Source organism: Caballeronia sp. (assembly GCF_028292365.1).
Taxonomy (GTDB): Bacteria; Pseudomonadota; Gammaproteobacteria; order Burkholderiales; family Burkholderiaceae; genus Caballeronia.
Map to the genome: position 1 here is coordinate 1 of NZ_JAQGMM010000386.1, position 19,794 is coordinate 19,794.

Below are 19,794 nucleotides of genomic sequence, written 5' to 3' on the forward strand. Positions count from 1 at the left end.
GTGATGCAGGTGTATCTGGCGAAGTCGTTCGGCCTTGCGCCCACCGATATCAACACCGGCAATTCGCTCGTCATGCCCGCTCAGGCGGACTCGGTCATCGCGCTCTCGCAACAAGGCTTGCGCTAGGAGATTCGCATGAAAAAGCTGCTCAAGATCTATCTGCAGAAGCCGGAGCTGGCGGGCATTGTATTGCTCGCCGTATTGATCGGTTTGTTCCAGGTGCGCTCGCAGATGATATTTCTCAGCGCCGAAAATATCCGTGGCGTGCTTGGCGTGTTGCCTGAGGTTGGGCTGGTTGCGATTGGCGTGACGCTGCTGATGATCTGCGGTGAATTCGATTTATCGGTGGGCTCGGTGTTTGCGCTCACGCCCATGGCGATCACGCTGCTCATGAACGCCGGCGTGCCGTTCTGGCCGGCATTTTTTATCGGGCTGGTGGTCGCTGCGTGCGTGGGACTCGCGAACGGATTGATCACGCTGGTCTTCAACATACCGAGTTTCATCACCACACTTGGCATGTTGTTCATCGTGCGATCGCTCACCGTGGTGCTGTCCGGAGGCTTCCCGCCGAACCTGCCGATCGAACGAATGCCTGCTCAATTGTTCGTGAGTTTCATCGGGCCGGAGGGGCTGTTTCGGGCGTCGTTTCTCTGGTTCATCGCCATTGGCGCAGCGGCGGCGTTCTTGTTGTCCGCGACCAACCTCGGCAACTGGATGAAAGCGACCGGCGGTTTCCTTGAAGCGTCCATATCGAGCGGTGTGCCAGCGAGGCGCGTGAAGCTGTTCTCCTTTGTGCTGTGCTCGGTGCTTGCGGGTTTCGCTGGCCTGATCCAGGTGCTGCGGCTTGGTGCAGCGCTCCCATCAATAGGCGATGGTCTCGAACTGCAAGCGGTGGCCGCTGCCGTGATCGGCGGGACTGCGCTGTCTGGCGGGATTGGCAACGTGCTTGGCGCAGTGGTGGGCGCCCTGCTGATTCGCGTGATAGATAACGGCCTGGTGCTGACGCAAGTCGATGCAAACTGGTTCAAGTTCGCGGTCGGCAGCCTGACCACTTTCGCGGTCGTCGCCAACGCATGGATGCGCCGCACGGCGCGACATCTGAAGGTGGCGCTATGAACACACTCTCCTCCGCTGTTCACCATACCGGTCTACGTTCGCATGAAGACGACACCGCCGCCGACGCGCTCAGCTCATCGACCTCACTGATGGCCGTGCGCAACCTGCACAAGTGGTACTCCGGCGTGCATGCGCTCAAAGGCGTGAGCCTGGAATTCAAACGCGGCGAAGTCGTGGGCCTGCTCGGGGACAACGGCGCGGGCAAGTCGACGCTTATCAAGATTCTCTCGGGCGTGCATCGGCCGGACGAAGGCGAGATCCTGTTCCAGGGACGCCCTGTGCGCATCCCCACGCCGAAAGCGGCGATGCAGTTGGGTATCGAAACAATTCATCAGCACAACTCACTCGTGCCGAATCTGTCGATTGCGCGCAATCTGTTTATCGGGCGCGAACCGCTGTTGTTTTCGCTGTTCGGCATTGGTCCCATGGACCATGCGCGCATGCGTACCGACGCCGTCAAGGCCATAGCAGATGTTGACCTGCATTTGCGCTCAGCGGAAGCGCTGTTGGGCGAACTATCGGGCGGCCAGCGCCAGGGCGTGGCGATTGCGCGCGCAATGCACTTCAAGTCGAAGGTGCTGATTCTCGATGAACCGACGAACCATTTATCGGTGAAGGAGACGGACAAGGTGATCGGGTTCGTGCGGGGCTTGTCGGCGCAGGGCATTACCGGCGTGTTCATCAGCCACAACCTGCAGCACGTGTTTCACTCGTGCGACCGGATTGTCGCGATGGCGCGTGGCGAAGTCGTGCTCGATAAACCGGTGGCGCAGACGTCTATTGAAGAAGTAACGGAGATGCTTTGACCGACTACATGGCGGAGAGATAAATCAATGGAATCGATGGGACAGTTCAACGGCAAGGTGGCCGTAGTCACCGGTGGTACACAGGGGCTTGGAGCAGCGATCGCGGCGCTGTTTGTTGAGCGCGGAGCGAGGGGCGTGGTCATCTGCGGACGTTCGAAAGAGAAAGGCGAAGCGAAGGCGCAGGAGTTGAGCGAGACGAGCGGCGCGGATGTGCGTTACGTGCAGGCGGATCTCTCGCAAGTCGACGATTGCCGGGCGGTAATCGCGGCGGCGGACGCGCGGTTCGGCCGTATCGACGTGCTGGTCAATGCAGCGGCCATGACCGATCGCGGCACGATCCTCGATACCGATCCTGCGCTCTTCGACAGCATCTTTTCGACCAACGTGCGAGCGCCGTTCTTCCTGATGCAGGAAGCCATTCGTGTCATGCGGCGCGAGCGCATTGAGGGTTCGATCGTCAACATCTGCTCGATGTCCGCGATGGCAGGGCAACCGTTCATCGTCGCGTATTGCGCATCGAAAGGAGCGCTGGCCACGCTCACGCAGAACACGGCTTACGCGCTTTTGCGTAACCGGATAAGGGTGAATGGCTTGAATCTCGGCTGGATGGCGTCCGATGGCGAGGATCGGATTCAGCGGGAATACCATGGCGCGGCCGACGACTGGTTGATGCAGGCGAGTGCTGCGCAACCATTCGCACGATTAATCGATCCGAAGGAAGCGGCGCGTGCGGTGGCGTTTCTGGCGAGTGGGGAATCGGGCCTGATGACAGGATCGATGGTGAATTACGATCAATCAGTATGGGGTGCGTTTGACGACGCGCCGCATCCGGGGACAGCGCTTTAGCATTAGCTTCAGCGCATAAGATCAAGCCAGCAGACCTGTTGCGCGGGTTCGCTGGCTTATGCACTGCTCGAATTCGACCGCGGTTCCATGAACGTATGGCGGAAATACTCCCGTACCGCGTGCATGGCAGGGCTGAACTCGCGGTTCTTGCGCCACGCAAGGCCAACGCTCATGGGCGGAACCTGATCGCGCAGGACCACGGTTTCGATCCGTTTCCCTTCCAGCGACCAAGGGCGGTAGACCATGTCAGAGAGAATAGCGACACCGCTTCCGTTCGCCACCATGCTTCGCACCGCCTCCACCGACGACGTCCGCAGCTTCACGTTCGGTCTGTGCGGAGTATCTGCCCAATAGCGCAGCGCCGTGTACGCGGCTTCATCAACGGTCAGCATGACGAAGGGTTCCGGCGCGACATCGGCGAGCATCACGCTTTCGCGCTTGAGCAAAGGATGATGCGCGCAAAGCCAGAGCCTGCGCACCGAGTGAATCACCGGTTCCAGTACCAGCTCCGGGTTCGCCACGTTCGACGTCAACAGCACGGCCATGTCGTAGCGGTCACTGAGCAGGCCTTCTTCGATCGACTCGCGATTCAGTTCATGCAGATTGATGGAGAGCAGCGGATAGAGCGTGCTCAGCCGCTGTAGATGATGCGGCAGGAAATAACCGATCACCGTATAGCTCGCGGCAATGGTGAGCGTTCCGGTCAGCGTGCTCTCCAGGTTCGGAATGCGCATTGCCTCTTCGACGGAAGAGAGAATGGTGTAAGCCTGGTTCAGGAATTTTCGGCCGGTTTGAGTCAGGGTGACGCCGCTCGACATGCGTGCAAAGAGCTGGGTGCCCAGGCTGTCCTCGAGCTCCTTGATCGCATTGGTCACTGCCGATTGGGAAATCGTCAGTTGAATCGCCGCCTGCGATATTTGCCCCAGTTCGGCTGTCGCCACGAAGTACTTGAGCTGCCGGAGAGTCAAAGCCATGGTACCCGCCAAAAATTGATATTGCCCGTCGCAGTATCTTATCTTCGCAAAATCCCCCGGTCGAGTGAACATCAGCAAGTAATGCACGGCTGACGTCACATGGAAAAAACAGATACAGGTCATCTGAAAATAGAACTATTTTGGCGAGCCGCCGCGCCATAAGGTTGATGTCATCGGCACTGCGGGGAGCGTTCGTGCTTACCCGGGCCGGTGAATCAGGAGACACCCCATCGTGAAGAAAAGCTGCATCGACCTGAATTCAGACATGGGCGAAGGATTCGGCCCGTGGACTATCGGCGACGGCGTGGACGCCGAGATCATGCCGCTGATCAGCTCAGCCAATATCGCCACGGGTTTCCATGCGGGAGACCCCAATATCATGGCGCGCACGGTTCAATCGGCGAAAGAAGCAGGGGTGGGCGTGGGCGCTCATCCGGGCTTTCGTGACCTGGTTGGATTCGGCCGCCGCATGATTACCGAGTCGCCGCAAGCGCTGGTGAACGACATCGTGTTCCAGCTTGGTGCGTTGCGCGAGTTCGCAAGATTAGCGGACGTCAGCGTGCAGCACGTGAAGCCCCACGGCGCGCTCTACATGCTTGCAGCACGCGACGAAGAGTTGTCGCGCTGCCTGATTGCAACCTTGCAGAAAATTGATCCGACCTTGCTGCTGTACTGCATGGAATCGTCGGTTACCTACAAAGTGGCGCGCGAACTGGGCCAGCCTGTGGTCCGCGAGTTCTACGCCGATCGCGACTACGACGCGAGTGGATCAATTGTTTTCACCCGCCGCGTCGGCCGGCTCGACGCCGCCCAAGTGGCCGCAAAAGTTCTGCGCGCCTGCCTGCACGGACGGGTTTCAACAGTCGAGGGCGGCGAGATAGACATCGATTTCGATTCGGTCTGCATCCACAGCGACACCCCGGGCGCACTCGAACTGGTCCAGGCAACACGCGACGCGCTGATCGCCAACGACATCCGCATTGCTGCGCCGCAAGCGGCTTCCCCCAATAGCTTCCGATCCGCCTGAGACAGGAGTACGACCATGGCCCTGCATGACATTGTCAGCCCCTTGCCTGGAACGTTCTACAGGCGTTCATCGCCCGACGCCCCGCCGCTCGTCGAGGTTGGAAGCGAGATTGACGAGGGAGCGACCATTGGACTGGTCGAAGTCATGAAGCAATTCAGCGAAATCGAAGCGACGGCCAAGGGCCGCGTGACCGAGATCCTTGCCGAAGATGGCGAGCCGGTCGACGCAGGCCAGTTGCTGATGCGGATCGAGGGATAAGCCAATGTCCTCAGATACCTTCTACAAGCCTCAACGCATTCGCACCTTGCTGGTCGCCAATCGCGGTGAGATCGCCGTGCGCGTCATTCGCGCGGCGCAGGAACTGGGCATGCGGGCGGCCGTCACGGTCAGCGACGCGGACCGCGACAGTCTGGCCGCGCGCATGGCTGACCAAGCCGTGCATATCGGCTCGGCACACGCGGCCAAGAGCTACCTCAATCCCGACGCCATCCTTGAAGCGGCCAGACAATGCGGCGCGGATGCAATTCATCCCGGGTACGGATTTTTATCGGAGAACGCGGCGTTTGCGGAGAAGGTCGAGAACGCTGGGCTGATCTTCGTTGGTCCGTCTTCATCCATCATCGCGATGATGGGCGACAAAGCCCGTGCGCGCGCCACCGCGCAACGCGCAGGTGTGCCCACCGTGCCGGGCAGCGAGGGCGTGGTCGATTCACTCGAACAGGCGCGCGACGTTGCCGGCAGCATTGGTTATCCGGTCATGATCAAGGCCGCTGCGGGCGGCGGCGGACGCGGCATTCGCGTGGCGCACGATGCGGCGCAGCTCGATGTTGAACTACCGCTCGCACAGCGCGAGGCCCTCGCTGCGTTCGGTAACGCCGGCGTCTATCTCGAACGTTTTATAGGGCGGGCGCGCCATATTGAAGTACAGGTGCTGGGCGATGGCAACAACGTCGTTCATCTGTTTGAGCGCGAGTGCTCCCTGCAGCGGCGCCGGCAAAAAATCATGGAGGAGGCGCCATCGCCCTCGCTGACGCCGGCACTGCGCGCGTCGTTATGCGAATCGGCGACGCGGCTGGCGCGTGAAGTCGGATATCGAAGTGCGGGCACGCTCGAATACCTGTTCGACGAAACTCGCGGCGAGTTTTACTTCATTGAAATGAACACGCGCATTCAGGTTGAACATCCGGTGACAGAAGCGATTACCGGCATCGACCTCGTGCGTGAATCGCTGCGCATTGCAGATGGCGAGCCGTTGCGTTACGAACAACGCGACATTGTCATGCGGGGAGCCGCTGTCGAGTGCCGTATCAATGCCGAAGATCCCGAGCGCGATTTCCGCCCGAGTCCGGGCCGTATCGACGAACTCGTGTGGCCGGCCGGCCCCGGCGTGCGGATAGATTCAATGCTGTATCAGGGCTATACCATCCCGCCGTTCTACGACTCGCTGCTCGCCAAGCTGATTGTCTTCGACGAAAGCCGGCCGGCGGCGCTCGCGCGGCTTGATCGCGCACTGCGCGAAATGAAGATAGGCGGGATCAAGACCACGGCGCCACTGCATCAGGCCATGCTTGCAGACGCGGATATTCGTGCAGGCCGATACCACACGAATTTTCTTGAGGCGTGGATGGTGCAACGCGCTGCGAAGCGAAGCCAAAGTGAGGAGGCGGCATGAGCGCGCGTTATACATTCGGCGGCGACGAGTTCATCTTCGTCGAGATCAGCGAGGACATGTCGCTCGATGCTTTCTTCAAAGGCACCGCGATTACGCGTGCGCTGCAGCGTCGCAATGTGGCGGGCGTGACGGAGATTTGTCCGGCCAATGCGTCGTATCAGGTTCGATACGATCCGGACGTGATCGCGCCCGACGCCTTGCTCGCCTTGCTCAAGGAGATTGAGACGGACGTAGGCGATGCGCCCTTGGAACTGTCGACACGTATCGTGGAAGTGCCGGTGCTCTACAACGATCCGTGGACCCATGAGACGCTGATGCGTTTTCGGGAACGCCATCAGGACCCTTCATCGACTGATCTGGAATACGCTGCACGCATCAATGGCCTAAGCAGCGTCGATGCGTTCATCGCTGCGCATTCAGGCGCGCCGTGGTTTGTTTCGATGGTTGGTTTCGTGGCGGGCTTGCCCTTCATGTTCCAGATGGTCGAACGATCACGGCAACTCGAAGTGCCGAAGTATCTGCGTCCGCGTACCGATACCCCCAAACTCACCGTCGGCCACGGCGGCTGTTTCGGCTGCATCTACTCGGTGCGTGGCGCAGGCGGCTATCAGATGTTCGGCGTGACGCCCGCCCCGATCTTCGATCCTGAGCAACGCCTTGCCTACTTGCGCGACTTCATGGTGTTCTTTCGACCGGGCGACATCGTCAAGTTCAAGCCGATCGATCGGGAAACCTATGATCGCAATATTGCTGAGGTCGAGGCCGGCACATTTGCGCTGCGCGTAAAACCCGTCGAATTTGTATTGAGCGAATTCAAGCGTGATCCCGATGCCTACAATCGCTCCCTCGCCGAGGTACTCCATGCCGACTGACACCGCCTGCGTGATTGAAGTAGTGAAGCCGGGACTTGCAACGTCGGTGCAGGATACCGGACGGCAAGGCTATTACTACGTCGGCATCCCACCCTCGGGTGCGCTTGACCAGTTCTCGTTGCGTGCGGCGAACCTGCTGGTCGGCAACAGCGAAGATGCGGCCGCGCTCGAATGCACGTTGCTCGGCCCCCAACTGGTGTTTCATGCGGACACGCTGATCGCCGTCACCGGCGCGGAGATGACCCCGAAGATCGATGGCGTCGCGCAGGCCTGCAATGTCTCGCTGCGTATCAAGGCCGGGAGCACGCTCACGTTCGATCACGTGAAGGCGGGCGCCCGCGCATGCCTTGCGGTGGCGGGTGGCATCGACGTGCCGGTCGTGCTCGGCAGCCGCTCGACCTACACGCTGGGCGCAATCGGTGGCCTCAACGGACGGCGCTTGCAAAAAGGCGATCGGCTGACAAGTCAGGCGCCCGCGCGCCAGGCTGAGGAAGGACGCGAGTTGCATGCCGACCTCAGAACACCGCTTTTCAAGGAAATCGAATTGCGCGTGTTGCCCGGGCTCTATCACCACCGCTTGACCGACGAATCGGCCCGTACTTTCTTCGATGACACCTGGGTAGTCGCGCCGGAAGCGGATCGGATTGGTTACCGCTACAAGCAGGGACGTGCCTTGCAATTCCGCGAACGCGTGCAGCCTTTTGGCGCGGGTGCTGACCCGTCGAACATTGTCGATGCGTGTTATCCGATCGGTTCCATCCAGGTGCCCGGCGGGCTCGAACCGATCATCCTGCATCGCGATGCCGTGTCGGGCGGCGGCTACGCCACCATTGGCACCGTGATCAGCGCGGACATGGATCTGATAGGCCAGATGCAGCCGAATCATCGGGCGCGTTTTGTCGCTGTATCGATGGAACAAACACTCGCGGCGCGCCGTGTCGCAAATGAAAGGCTGGCGCGTTTGCGTAAAGCGCTGGGCTATTAGGTAAGTACCCGTTTGAACTGAAGTAACCCCGCTGCGTCGTGCTCGTCACGGCGCCGCGCGGGAGGCGTTCGCCCGCAGTCAACTCAGTCGTCAATCCCAGTCGTGCTTTTCTCTATAGCGGGCGTTAGCTGGTTGCGCCTGCTTCTTTCAATCTACTGCATGAAGGAGCAAGGATCATGGCCAACCTGTCACAGGACCCTGCGGGGCACGAACCGGATTTGTCGACGCTCTCGGTTCCCGACAGCGCCCGAATGCCTGCATTTTCCCTGACCATGGCATGGTGGGCTGTCTGCAGCGCTGTGTTCTACATTGTGGTCGGGGCCGCGCTGGCGTTGCAGTACGGCACGCGCAATGCGCTGATCGGCATGGCGCTTTCGGTCATCTCATACGGCGTTGTCAACTCGATCATCAGCCGCTATGCGATCCGTACCGGGTTGTCGGTTGCGTTGTTCTCGCGGGTGCTGTTTGGAGGCGCGGGTGCGGCGCTCGCCACGCTGATCTTCTTTGCGACGGCGATCTACTACGCGGTGTTCGAAGGCTCCGTGATCGCAGTCGCGGCGCACAATCTCTTTCCTGCGCTGGACTATAAATGGGCTGCGCTAATCGTGGTTTGCTACAGCGTGCCGTTGGTGTTCGGCAGCGTCCAGCACTGGCTCGACAAGTTCAACGGCGTGCTGCTTCCATTCTATTTGCTCGGCCTGCTGGCAGCGGTAGTCCTGACGACCCACGAGTATGGCTATAACGCCGCATGGCTCGACTTCGGTCCCAAGGGCACGCTCCCCGCGAACGGCTGGTGGAATTGTTTCGTGTACTACATGGGCGTCTGGATCCTGATGATGTTCACATTCGATTACGCGCGCTTTGGCCGTCAGAAAGATGCGACCTATCACGGCCGCTTCAATTTCGGCATGCCGTTCTACCTCGTGACGTTTCTCTTGAACGGCGCGGTTGGTATCTATCTGGTCAGCACGATCCCTGGATTGGGGCCGCTCTCGGAAGTGTCGGTAGTGCTTGCGTTGTTGAAACTGATGGGGATCTGGGGTCTGCTGTTCGTGTGGGTCACGCAATCGCGTATCAACACCGCGAACTACTATCTCGCCTCGATCAACATGCAGGCTTTCTTCCGCAAGGTAGCAGGCCTGCATGCGCCGAAGTTCGTGTGGGCCCTCGTGGTCGGCGTGGTGGTGTATGCGTTGATGATGGCCGATGTGTTTTCAAAGATCCTTCAGGCGCTCGCTTATCAGGGCATCTTCGTGGTGGCTTGGGTGGGTGTTGCCCTTGCCCATATCTTGTCGACCCGGGTCGATACCTTGCTCGGCGATGAAATCGAATGCCGCGATTCGCATGTGCCGGCTTTTAATCCGGGTGGGCTGACAGCGTGGTTCGCCGGCGCGCTTGTGGGCTTGCTGCTGATGAACTTTCCAGGTGCGCTGCAATCGTTCTCCGCGCCGGCGACGTTTGTGGTGTCGTGGGTGGTTTATCGCGCGATGCTCGTGGCGGCTAAACGGACGTGGTTCGTACGTGGGTGATTTTGCTCGCGCCGGGGGACGGTTTTTAGGCCTCGGCGCTCGTGGGGAGTGGAATGCCCGGTTGGTGCTTTCGGCGCTAGCGGTCAGGGTCAATGCCGGATTGCCAGGTTCCAGCGTTAGCAGTTGCGGACCCTGCACAGTGGTAACAGATGTACATAACCGGGAGCCAACCATGCTCAAACAACGCAAACGAGCTCCGCCCGAAGGCACGGCGGTGAGACGCTTGCTTGCAAGCCCGCTTGAGGCTACGCCACAACCGCCCAAGCCGTTGCAACGGTCTTGCCGCAACCATAGCCGCATGAGGGAGAAGGTGACCCCGTAGCGGCGCTGCTATACCTTGCAGACTTGCCGCCTGATAAGTTGCTCACGGTCGAGGAAGTGCTAACGCTTATTCCCATTTCCATATCCACCTGGAGACGTGGCGTTCGTAGCGGGCGATTCCCGCCCGGCGTGCGTCTGTCCGCTCCGTCTGTCTTCTGGCGCGTCGATGTTATCCGCGCGTTGCTGCAAAGTCCCTGACGCAAACCCCTTGAACGATACCGCCCGCGCGCCCATCCTTTATTGAGATGGACGCGCGGAAAAGTGCGTTAGCGTTGGTCTGTTGCAACCAAAGGAGACACCGCCGGATGACAACGGAATTAACACGCTATAACGGCTATCGGTATGTGCTGCACAAGGAGCGAAGTTTCAGCGATGACGCCGAGAAGATGAAGGCCGGGCACGCTATGTTGATGCACGCCGATATGGTCGTATGGGAATCGAACGCGGCGCTTGTGGCCCGCGTCGAATCGTTCTTGCAGAAGGGCTTTTCGTGGTACTCGAAAAACCCGAAGCCCGCACGGGAAACACTTCAAACGTTGCTCGCTTACGTGCGTGATGGCGCAGTGATTGTCTCGCAAGAAAATGGGGCGACCACTGACGTTTTCGAGAACGGCGGCTTTACGCTCGATCCGCCAGCGCGAAAGGATAGACCAGACCCGCCGCCATTTGACTACTACGCGCGGGGGGCGGCAAATCGCGCTTCACTGCTTGAATACAATGCTGTTATTGACGCGAGGGAAGAACGCGAACGCGTGTTAAATACCCCGTCGTTCGAAGCCGTGAAGCAGTCGGAAATGCCGTATCTTCTATCGCTTGTGCGCATGGTCGCGCGTAGCGAAAGCGTGCGACGCGAAGCGTTGAGAAAAGCGGCGTCCGGCTTTAGCAAGATTGCGGACAAGGCGGCAACAAAGCTAGGCGATGCCGCGCCGTTTGAGTACGGGAAGAGCGCGACCGGCGATGATGTATTGTCTATCGCGGCGCGCGGCGTCAGCGAAGCCATCGAGACTCAATGTATGGCTGAATATGAGCGAGCGCTGGATATGTGTCGTGCTGTTGCATATCCGATGGGTCTCGATCGGGGCATGGCGTTGTGCCGTGAAAACACGTTCGATAGATACCAACAATGTAGGGGTTACTGATGGCTTCGAATCATCCAAAACGGTCCATTATCATAGATTTTTCAGCGGAAGATGCACGGCTTTTGATTTATCCAATAGAGCGTGAAAAGACGCAACCCATTGTTGCTGGCGCGTTCGGAATTCCGATTCTTTTCGACGAGACAGCCGCACAAGTAGGCGACAGATATCAGCTTGACGACGAGTTCGCGCGTCGGTTTGGTGTTGCGATGCTGAACCTTTTGGCGTTGTCTTATCCGGAGTTAAAGCAGGACATTACAGCGTCGCAGGCACCTAAAGCCCGCGATTGAAGCCAAAGGCCCGCAGGTGCGGGCCTTTGTTTGTCAGTAGCGGCGTGGCGGGCTTATGCCGCGCCACTAGCGAAACCCAAAACCCTCCACCAGCGCAAACGAAATCACCCCGTCCGCGTCTTCGAAAACGTAATCGTCTCGAACAGCTCGTAATTCGCGGTCGGCGTCTGATCCGCACCCGGCGCGTGATAGTAGTTCATCGTAATGGTCGTCTTGCCGCCCGGCTTCCCCGGATCATGATCGAACACGGCAATGCCATAACCGGTACCCGTATCACGCTGCGCCGACCAGATGGCATCCTCCAGCGCATCGGCGGGCGCGCGCACGAACGTGTTCGCCGCGGTCCCGGGGACCGGCCGGTTGGGCTTGGTGAACACCTTTGCCTGCACATTGCCAGTCCCGGCGTCCAGCCCATAGACATCCAACGGCGCACTCGTGCCGCCACCGCCCAGGATCAGGTGAATCGTGCCCTGGCTCGTATCGAAAGCGCCATCAGCAGGATTCGACGTAATGACCGGCCGAGGCTGCAGCGTGTCCACCGGGGCACCCGTCACGGCATCGGTGCCCGCATGGTGATTGCAACCGCGCACCGGGTAGCTGCGCTCGTAGTCATGGTCATGGCCGCACAGCACGAGATCGACGCCATAGCGGTCGAACAAGGGCAGCCACGCCTCCCGGATGCCCTTGTCGGAGCCATTGCCAGTCTTCGAGGAAGTCAGCGCGTCCTGGTGCATCTGGACCACGATCCAGTCGATATCATTGTCCTCAGCCGCCCGGCGCAGCGTCTCCCCTAGCCAGCGCGTCTGCTCGCCGCGGCTATAGCCACGAACGTAGAGCGAAGACCCCGGGGCAATCGGCGGATGGCCGGTACTCGCCGCCGGCACCAGAGGATCCGGACCCGCGACGAAAGCGGCCGCATCCTGGTAGACCACATCGTCCGCATCGAGCGAGACGAACAGCACCGAACTCACACGAAAGCTATACCAGCGACCGGGAAAGCGGCTGCCATTCTCCGGCAACGTATAACGCGCCAGATACGAGTCAAGTCCCTGCTCGCCGTTGTTGAATTCCAGCTCATGATTGCCCGGACAAGGCATCCAGGGACGATTGGCCGCCGAGGTCTGCGCATTGTTGCCAAAGTCGCGCCAGACCTCGGGCTGATGCGCCGGGTTCAGGTTGGCATAACAGAGATCGCCGTTGAGCAAATGGAACAGCGGCTCGAAACGCTCCACTGCCTGCACGGCGAAGCGGCTCTGCGGGGACGAGAGCACCCAGCCGGTATTCGGCGTGGCAAGGTCGCCATAACTGGTCCAGCGAAACGGGGCCCGGCCGTGCGGGGCAGTCTGGAAACTCGCCGCGAAGGGGCGGCCGGCGTTGCTGTCGTTATCGGCGGTGACTTCGTACTCGTAATTCACCGCGGGTTTCAGTCCATGAAGACGCGCGTGATACGTGCAGACGATCTCGCCGTTGAGTCCATCGGTATAAGTGCGCTGAACGCCATGCACCGTTGCCCTCGTCTCGCCGGCACGGCCGAAGCGCACTCGCGGATTGACCGCCGGGGCGAGCGAGGCCCACGAAATCACCACCTCGGCCCACGGCTCCTTGCCCCAGGTCAGGTGGATCTGCTCAGGCGTGCCGTCAGGGTTCGCGGCGGCGGCCCGGCTAGCGGAAGTCAAGCCGCCCGCAGCCGTTGCCAGTCCGGAAGCGCCGGCAAGCTTGAGAAAACCACGCCGCGAGACAGTCGCACCCTGCTCGGCTATCGGAAGATCGTCAATGTTCTTGTTCGACATGTCTGGTGTTCTAGTCCTTAAGAAGATAAGCCAGCGCAAGGCGCCCACGGCAGCGCAGAGAGCAGGCCGGCTCGAAGAACCCCATTATTGACAGATACGTTTACGGCGCCATGACATGGTTGCGGTGATTGGTTTTCGGCGTGAAATCTGTATTATCCCGCCATTGATTGGCGCGGCATTTCCGTCGGGTGCGCACTACCGAACGTAGTGCAGGGACATGCCGTTCGCGCTAATCATTCGGTCGAACCGCGCTTTTTGCGCATTAAATAACAGGGATAAAAATGCCCGAGCATACTGCTGTCGACCAGCTTGGCTTTCGCCGCATAATTCGCCGCAACATCGCGTTGCCGATAGGTGCTGGCTTGACCACCGCCGCGGTATTCGTCGCCCTTCTGTTCTATCTGCTTTCTGCCATGGACTGGCTCGACCATTCCGAGCGCGTGGTCGCGGACAGCAACGACCTGATCAAGATCGCCGTCGATCGCGAGTCAGGCATGCGAGGCTACCTGATCACCGGCGACGACACCTATCTCGCGCCCTACGAGCTCGGCCAAGCCAGTTTCGCCGCAAAGCTGGCCACGCTGGCCGAACTCGTCAGCGACAACACGCCGCAAATCGAACGTCTGAAACGTATCGGCGCGCTGCAGGCGCAGTGGAACGGGATTGCGGAACAGCTCATCAGCCTGCGTCGCGCGAACCAGGATTATCAGGGCGTCATGCGCACCGGCAAGGGGAAGCTCGAGTTCGATGAAATGCGCCGTGAGTTTGGCGCTTTCATGGATGTCGAGTTGAACCTGCGCTGGGAACGCACGGCAACGGTCAGGCGCGTCACCATCACCGCAGTGGCGGTCTTCCTCGGCATCAGCCTTTCGCTCAGCTTACTGCTCGCCGTGCTCGGCCGGCGCGAATTGACGAATCTGTCGACCACCTACGATCGCGCGCTGCGGGCGCAGACCGAACACACTGAAACCCTGCAACAGCAAGCTTGGTTGCGTACCGGGCAGAGTCTGCTGTCGGAAAGCGCTGCTGGACAACAAGCGCTGCCACAGCTCAGCCGTGCAATGCTCGAGTTTCTTGCCCAGTACCTTGGCGTGGTCGTGGCGGCGCTTTATGTCCGCGATGAAACCGGCACGTTACGGCGCACCGCTGCCTACGGTTTCAGCCGTGAAAACGAAGAGCGCCCGCAAGCCTTCGAAGGCACGCAGACGCTGGTCGGCCAAGCTGCCACAGACGGCCGGTTGATCGAAGTCGACAACATCCCGGACAACTATCTCAAGGTCACATCGGGACTGGGAACCAGCGCACCGAAGAGCGTGGTCATGGCGCCAATCGAGAACAGCGGTGCGGTCAATGGCGTCGTGGAACTCGGGTTCATGAAGCCGGTATCGGCGCGCGACATCGAATTCCTGAAGTTGATAGCGGCCAATATGGGAGCGTCGGTTGAAGCGGCGCTGTATCGCCAACGGCTGCAGGACACGCTCGAAGAAACGCAACGCCTCAACGAGGAAATGCAGCTTCAGCAGGAAGAACTGCGCACCACGAACGAGGAACTCGAAGAGCAAACCGCTGCGCTCGAAGAGTCGCAAGTGGATCTGGGCAATCAGAAAACGGAGCTCGAATCGATTAACGAGCAACTCACTTTCCAGGCCCTCTCACTCGATCAGAAGAACGAGGAACTCAGTCATGCTCAAGCAGAACTGGAACAGCGCGCCAACGACCTGCAGCGTGCCAGCCAGTACAAGTCAGAATTCCTGGCAAACATGTCGCACGAGTTGCGCACGCCGCTCAACAGCTCGCTGATTCTCGCCAAACTGCTGTCGGAAAATCAGGGTGGAAATTTAAGCGCCGAGCAGGTGAAGTTCGCCAATACGATCTATTCAGCCGGCAACGATCTGCTCAACCTGATCAACGACATCCTCGACATCTCCAAGGTCGAGGCAGGCAAGCTCGAACTCGCGCCGGAAGATGTATCGATGCGCCGCATGGTTGAATCGTTGAAGCGGACCTTCGAGCCGCTCGCCGCCCAGAAGCAATTGAAATTCGTGGTCGATGTAGCGGCGGATATGCCGCCATCGATATTCACCGACTCGCGGCGGCTGGAACAGATTCTCAAGAACCTGCTGTCGAATGCGTTGAAGTTCACCGACGCCGGGACCATCGGGCTCGCCCTGAGTCTGGACAGCGGCAGCCGGGTGCGCTTTGCCGTGACGGACTCGGGTATCGGCATTGCGCCGGAACATCATCAGACGATTTTCGAAGCGTTCCGTCAAGCCGATGGAACCACCAGTCGTCGCTATGGCGGCACGGGCCTGGGTCTGTCCATCTCCCGCGATCTGGCAACGCTGCTCGGCGGCGCGATCCGCGTCAACAGCGTGCTCGGCGCAGGAAGCACGTTCGAGCTGGCGCTCCCCACGCACTGGACGGGCGCCAGCGAGCCGATGGAAAGTGGCCGTGCATTGCCGTCGCCGGCTCCCGCTCCGGCTGTAGCGACGCCGGCTCCGCGGCCAATGGCACTCATGCCAGACGTGCCCGCTTACGACGACGATCGCGCGAACTGGACACCCGGCCGCCGATCAGTGCTGGTGATCGAAGACGACCTGTCGTTTGCAGGAATTCTGTTCGAGCTTGCCCATGAAATGCAGTACGGCTGCCTGGTCGCACAAACTGCCGTTGAGGCACTGCAACTTGCCGCACAGTACTTGCCCGATGCCATTCTTCTCGACATCGGCTTGCCGGACCGGTCAGGCCTCGCGCTGCTGCAGCAGTTGAAAGACAGTCCGCTCACGCGTCATATTCCTGTGCATGTCGTGTCGGCTGTTGATAGCAGCGAGGCCGCGCTGCATCTCGGCGCAATTGGCTACGCAATCAAGCCGACCACGCGCGAGCAATTGAAGGACATCTTCCACAAGCTGGAGGAAAAATTCACACAGAAGGTCAAGCGCGTGCTGCTGGTGGAAGACGATGCACGCCAGCGCGAAAGCATCGTGCAACTCATTGCAGACGGAGACATAGACATCACCGCTGTCGAGCTTGGCGAAGAGGCGCTGGCGCTACTGCGCACGACTATCTTCGACTGCATGATCATCGACCTGAAGCTGCCCGACATGCAGGGTAGCGAGTTGCTGCGAAAGATGTCGAGCGAAAGCGTGTGCTCTTTCCCGCCGGTGATCGTTTATACGGGACGCAACCTGACGCACGCGGAAGAAGCCGAGCTGCTGAAATATTCACGCTCGATCATCATCAAGGGCGCGCGCTCACCGGAACGGTTGCTGGATGAAGTCACCCTGTTCCTGCACAAGGTCGAGGCGGACCTGTCGTATGAACGACAAACCATGTTGAAGGCAGTGCGTAGCCGGGATCGCGCCTTCGAGGGGCGGCGCATTCTTCTGGTCGACGACGATATCCGCAACATCTTTTCGTTGAGCAGCGCGCTCGAGCATAAGGGCATGACGGTGGAGATCGCACGCAACGGGTTCGAAGCGATCACCCAGTTGAACGAATCGCCGGACATCGACCTTGTGCTGATGGACGTGATGATGCCCGGCATGGATGGACTCGAGGCCACGCGGCGGATTCGCACCGACCCTCGCTTCGCCAGCCTGCCCATAATCGCGATCACAGCGAAAGCGATGAAGGACGATCAGGAACAGACGCGTGTAGCAGGCATGACGGACTATCTCGCCAAGCCGATCGATCTCGACCGGCTCTATTCGTTACTGCGTGTGTGGCTGCCGAGTCTCGAACGGATGCGTGGCTGAGCGCTTTCGTAAGGGAATCACCACGCGGTTGAACGCCAGCAAGGGGCGCGTCCACATGCGCGCCCTAAAGCCGGAACACCTCAACCGCCTCGCTTAACGTTCTCGCCTGACTCTGCAGGGACTGCGCCGCGGCGGCGGCTTCCTCGACGAGCGCCGCGTTTTGCTGAGTGCTCTGGTCCATCGTCGCAACCGCCAGATTGACCTGTTCAATTCCCTTGCTCTGTTCGCCCGCCGCAGCGGATATCTCCGTCACGATCTGGCAGACACGCTCGACCGCACTCACCACATTGCCGATGGTCGTCCCTGCGCTTTCCACCAGCGTCGACCCGGCGTCGATATGCGCGCTCGAGTCCTGGATCAGCATCTTGATCTCCTGAGCCGCCGATGCGCTGCGTTGCGCGAGACTGCGTACCTCACCGGCCACGACCGCAAAACCGCGACCCTGTTCGCCGGCACGCGCCGCTTCGACTGCCGCATTCAGCGCGAGGATATTCGTCTGAAAAGCGATGCCATCGATCACGCTTGTGATCTCTGAAATTTTCTTCGAATGAGCCGCAATGCCCTGCATCGTCGTCACTACGTTGCCGACGACTACGCCTCCCTTGACAGCCATTTCCGATGCTTGTGTCGCCATCTCACTCGCTTGCCGGGCGCTCTCGAAGCTCGCTTTCGCCGTCGCGGTGATTTGCTCCATGCTGCTTGCCGTCGTCTCCAGCGACGCCGCCTGTTGCTCGGTTCGAATGGAAAGATCGTTGTTGCCGCTGGCGATTTCCGTCGCGCCGACGTTGATCGATTCGGTGCTGGCGCGCACGGTCGTCACCGTCTCAACCAGCGATTGCTGCATCTGCTCGAGCGCACGCAATAGCGCGCCCATCTCGTTGTCGCGGCCGGTATCGACGGGATTTGTCAGGTCGCCCGCAGCGATCCGCTGAAATTGGCGAATCGCTTGCGCGACTGGTTTGACGATTGCGTTAAGCAACGCGTGACGAGCAAATGTACCAATGACGACCGATGCGAATGCGGCTACCGCGAGTAGCCAGAGCATCATGTGGAATCGGTCTTGAGCGTTGGTATAACGTGCCTTCTGACGCTCGGTGAGTACACTTTCCAGCGCAGCCACTTGTGCGCTGAAGTTATTCGCCAGCGCTTCCGTTTCAGCGCCCTGCAACGACTTGTAGGCCGAGAAATCGCTTTTACCCAACGCGTCGAACGAGGCTTCCAGACCGTCATGCAGGTACTTCTGACGCGCAGCGACAAAGCGGGTGCGCAGCGCTGTTTCTGTATCGTCCGCCGATGCGGTTGCGAGGTACGCGCGCACTTCCTTATCGGATTGACGCAGGTCGCCATGTGCACCCTCCAGCAGCGCCGGCTGAACATCGCCGAGTCCGTAGAGCGCCGCAAAGCTGCCCAGCGCGAGACGCGCATGCATCACGTGTTCATAGCTGCTTTTGATCTGAAGCAGCGAGCGCGTGTCTTCCGTGTACATCTTTTCTATCGCAGCATTGCTGGTTTGAAGTGCGACGCCAGCCAGTGCGCTAACCGCGATCAACAGCGCGGCAAAAACCGTCAACACAAGCGTGATGCTGGTGCGCAAACTGAGGTGACTAAAGAGGCTGGCATATCCCGCAGAATGGGATAGTGCAGGCGTTTTCAATGTTTTCATCCAATTGTCTCCGACTCGTCGTGTACCTTCTATCGAAGGTATATCGGCGGGTCGGAGGCAGGACTGGAGGGGTCATCGATGAATAAATCAAAGCTGCCCAATTAGCGGGATTTAGCGCGTTTTATGGGCCTTTTTCGGCTCTTGAACAGCCTTCAACGACAGACTATGTCGTTGTCCAGATCGAAAAGCGGTCGGCCCAATAGCTCGCCGCCCTAGCCCTTCGTTGCCCCGAACGTCAGCCCGGCAACGAAGTGCCGCTGCATCGCGAAGAACATCATGACGGACGGCAACGCGGCGAGTATCGATCCCGCCGAGACCAGGTTCCACGACGTCACCCACTGACCTTTGAGCGCGGCAACACCTACGGTAATGGGCGCCGCCTCGTCTCCCGTGGTGAGGCACAGCGCCCAGAAGTAGTCATTCCACACGAAGGTAAAGACCAGGATTGCCAATGCGGCCAGCGCCGGACGAATCAACGGCAGGACGATGCGAAAGAACACCGTCCACTCATTCGCCCCTTCAATACGTGCGGCCTCGACCAACTCGAACGGCAACTGCTTGATGAAATTGCGCAGGAACAGCGCGCAAAAACCGGTCTGAAACGAGACATGAAACAGGATTAGCGCGCCGACCGTATTGAAGATGCCCATCTGCAAGGACAGGTCCCGCACCGGGATCATCAGGATCTGGATAGGGACGAAGTTTCCGGCGACAAACGTCGCGAACAACGTGGTGTTACCCCGGAACGAATAGATCGCCAAGGCGAAACCGGCCATCGAAGCCAGCACGATCGAACCGATCACAGCGGGTACCGTGATGAGCACGCTGTTCCACAAATAGTGAAGCATCGGCGAAGTCGTCAGCGCGTCACTGTAGTTGGCGATCAGCGAAAAGTGCCGTGGCCAGCCCCAGTAATTGCCTTCGACGAGTTCATCGGAGGAACGAATGGAGGTCACCATCACCGCGATCAACGGCAGCAACCAGATCACGAGTGCGACCGGCAACGACA

General features: G+C 59.7%; 16 protein-coding genes. 12 read left to right on the forward strand and 4 right to left on the reverse strand.

From position 1 onward, the window contains the following. The first annotated feature begins 135 nt into the window (after positions 1 to 135). From JWR14_RS23305 to JWR14_RS23315, 3 genes are read left to right on the forward strand one after another with little or no spacing between them, the layout of a single operon-like run. A complete protein-coding gene (locus JWR14_RS23305; protein ID WP_299712616.1) occupies positions 136 to 1,116 on the forward strand; it encodes an ABC transporter permease in 981 nt (326 codons plus the stop codon). Then, positions 1,113 to 1,922 (forward strand): ATP-binding cassette domain-containing protein, encoded by an 810-nt coding sequence (locus tag JWR14_RS23310; protein WP_299712619.1) that lies wholly within the window; start codon positions 1,113 to 1,115, stop codon positions 1,920 to 1,922. Before JWR14_RS23305 ends, JWR14_RS23310 begins: the two co-directional genes overlap by 4 nt. Before the next feature lie 27 nt (positions 1,923 to 1,949). After that, complete coding sequence (locus JWR14_RS23315) at positions 1,950 to 2,768, forward strand: SDR family oxidoreductase (RefSeq protein ID WP_299712622.1); 819 nt, start codon at positions 1,950 to 1,952, stop codon at positions 2,766 to 2,768. Positions 2,769 to 2,824: 56 nt separating this feature from the next. On the opposite strand, the gene JWR14_RS23320 is transcribed toward JWR14_RS23315, so the two are convergent. Then, on the reverse strand, positions 2,825 to 3,742 hold the full coding sequence (locus tag JWR14_RS23320; RefSeq protein ID WP_299712625.1) for a LysR family transcriptional regulator: 918 nt from the start codon (positions 3,740 to 3,742) through the stop codon (positions 2,825 to 2,827). A gap of 232 nt (positions 3,743 to 3,974) precedes the next feature. On the opposite strand from JWR14_RS23320, the gene JWR14_RS23325 reads away from it, so the two are divergent. The 8 genes from JWR14_RS23325 (at position 3,975) to JWR14_RS23360 (ending at position 11,574) form a co-directional block, all read left to right on the forward strand. Then, positions 3,975 to 4,769, forward strand: a complete 795-nt coding sequence (locus tag JWR14_RS23325; RefSeq protein WP_299712628.1) for a 5-oxoprolinase subunit PxpA — start codon at positions 3,975 to 3,977, stop codon at positions 4,767 to 4,769. A gap of 15 nt (positions 4,770 to 4,784) precedes the next feature. Then, entirely contained in the window at positions 4,785 to 5,027 is a 243-nt protein-coding gene (locus tag JWR14_RS23330) for an acetyl-CoA carboxylase (protein ID WP_299712631.1), read from the forward strand. 4 nt (positions 5,028 to 5,031) lie between these two features. After that, positions 5,032 to 6,441 (forward strand): acetyl-CoA carboxylase biotin carboxylase subunit, encoded by a 1,410-nt coding sequence (locus tag JWR14_RS23335; RefSeq protein ID WP_299712634.1) that lies wholly within the window; start codon positions 5,032 to 5,034, stop codon positions 6,439 to 6,441. Continuing rightward, positions 6,438 to 7,313: an allophanate hydrolase subunit 1 gene (locus JWR14_RS23340; protein ID WP_299712637.1), complete on the forward strand. Its 876-nt coding sequence runs from the start codon at positions 6,438 to 6,440 to the stop codon at positions 7,311 to 7,313. Before JWR14_RS23335 ends, JWR14_RS23340 begins: the two co-directional genes overlap by 4 nt. Then, positions 7,303 to 8,298: a biotin-dependent carboxyltransferase family protein gene (locus JWR14_RS23345; protein WP_299712640.1), complete on the forward strand. Its 996-nt coding sequence runs from the start codon at positions 7,303 to 7,305 to the stop codon at positions 8,296 to 8,298. The genes JWR14_RS23340 and JWR14_RS23345 overlap by 11 nt, the downstream gene beginning before the upstream one ends. A 176-nt stretch (positions 8,299 to 8,474) precedes the next feature. After that, complete coding sequence (locus JWR14_RS23350) at positions 8,475 to 9,827, forward strand: allantoin permease (protein ID WP_299712642.1); 1,353 nt, start codon at positions 8,475 to 8,477, stop codon at positions 9,825 to 9,827. Positions 9,828 to 10,453: 626 nt separating this feature from the next. After that, positions 10,454 to 11,287, forward strand: a complete 834-nt coding sequence (locus tag JWR14_RS23355; RefSeq protein ID WP_299712645.1) for a hypothetical protein — start codon at positions 10,454 to 10,456, stop codon at positions 11,285 to 11,287. Continuing rightward, positions 11,287 to 11,574 carry a hypothetical protein gene (locus tag JWR14_RS23360; protein ID WP_299712661.1) on the forward strand — a complete coding sequence of 96 codons (288 nt, stop codon included), beginning with the start codon at positions 11,287 to 11,289 and terminating at the stop codon, positions 11,572 to 11,574. The genes JWR14_RS23355 and JWR14_RS23360 overlap by 1 nt, the downstream gene beginning before the upstream one ends. 104 nt (positions 11,575 to 11,678) lie before the next feature. Here JWR14_RS23360 and JWR14_RS23365 read toward each other — a convergent pair whose 3' ends face one another. Next, a complete protein-coding gene (locus tag JWR14_RS23365; protein WP_299712664.1) occupies positions 11,679 to 13,364 on the reverse strand; it encodes a fibronectin type III domain-containing protein in 1,686 nt (561 codons plus the stop codon). Between the two features lie 281 nt (positions 13,365 to 13,645). Here JWR14_RS23365 and JWR14_RS23370 point away from each other — a divergent pair, with 281 nt between their 5' ends. Beyond that, positions 13,646 to 17,122 carry a response regulator gene (locus JWR14_RS23370; protein ID WP_299712667.1) on the forward strand — a complete coding sequence of 1,159 codons (3,477 nt, stop codon included), beginning with the start codon at positions 13,646 to 13,648 and terminating at the stop codon, positions 17,120 to 17,122. Between the two features lie 64 nt (positions 17,123 to 17,186). Here the strand turns inward: JWR14_RS23370 and JWR14_RS23375 are convergent, their stop codons facing one another. Beyond that, positions 17,187 to 18,785, reverse strand: a complete 1,599-nt coding sequence (locus JWR14_RS23375) for a methyl-accepting chemotaxis protein (RefSeq protein WP_299712670.1) — start codon at positions 18,783 to 18,785, stop codon at positions 17,187 to 17,189. Between the two features lie 212 nt (positions 18,786 to 18,997). Continuing rightward, positions 18,998 to 19,794 (reverse strand): carbohydrate ABC transporter permease (locus tag JWR14_RS23380; RefSeq protein WP_299712673.1); only part of this gene is annotated, 797 nt, incomplete at its 5' end.

Coding starts and splice junctions, on each gene's coding strand:
- JWR14_RS23330 (WP_299712631.1), top strand. CDS start 4,785: ATGGCCCTGCATGACATTGTCAGCCCCTTGCCTGGAACGTTCTACAGG.
- JWR14_RS23350 (WP_299712642.1), top strand. CDS start 8,475: ATGGCCAACCTGTCACAGGACCCTGCGGGGCACGAACCGGATTTGTCG.
- JWR14_RS23370 (WP_299712667.1), top strand. CDS start 13,646: ATGCCCGAGCATACTGCTGTCGACCAGCTTGGCTTTCGCCGCATAATT.
- JWR14_RS23345 (WP_299712640.1), top strand. CDS start 7,303: ATGCCGACTGACACCGCCTGCGTGATTGAAGTAGTGAAGCCGGGACTT.
- JWR14_RS23355 (WP_299712645.1), top strand. CDS start 10,454: ATGACAACGGAATTAACACGCTATAACGGCTATCGGTATGTGCTGCAC.
- JWR14_RS23375 (WP_299712670.1), bottom strand. CDS start 18,785: ATGAAAACATTGAAAACGCCTGCACTATCCCATTCTGCGGGATATGCC.
- JWR14_RS23320 (WP_299712625.1), bottom strand. CDS start 3,742: ATGGCTTTGACTCTCCGGCAGCTCAAGTACTTCGTGGCGACAGCCGAA.
- JWR14_RS23310 (WP_299712619.1), top strand. CDS start 1,113: ATGAACACACTCTCCTCCGCTGTTCACCATACCGGTCTACGTTCGCAT.
- JWR14_RS23315 (WP_299712622.1), top strand. CDS start 1,950: ATGGAATCGATGGGACAGTTCAACGGCAAGGTGGCCGTAGTCACCGGT.
- JWR14_RS23365 (WP_299712664.1), bottom strand. CDS start 13,364: ATGTCGAACAAGAACATTGACGATCTTCCGATAGCCGAGCAGGGTGCG.
- JWR14_RS23360 (WP_299712661.1), top strand. CDS start 11,287: ATGGCTTCGAATCATCCAAAACGGTCCATTATCATAGATTTTTCAGCG.
- JWR14_RS23305 (WP_299712616.1), top strand. CDS start 136: ATGAAAAAGCTGCTCAAGATCTATCTGCAGAAGCCGGAGCTGGCGGGC.
- JWR14_RS23340 (WP_299712637.1), top strand. CDS start 6,438: ATGAGCGCGCGTTATACATTCGGCGGCGACGAGTTCATCTTCGTCGAG.
- JWR14_RS23335 (WP_299712634.1), top strand. CDS start 5,032: ATGTCCTCAGATACCTTCTACAAGCCTCAACGCATTCGCACCTTGCTG.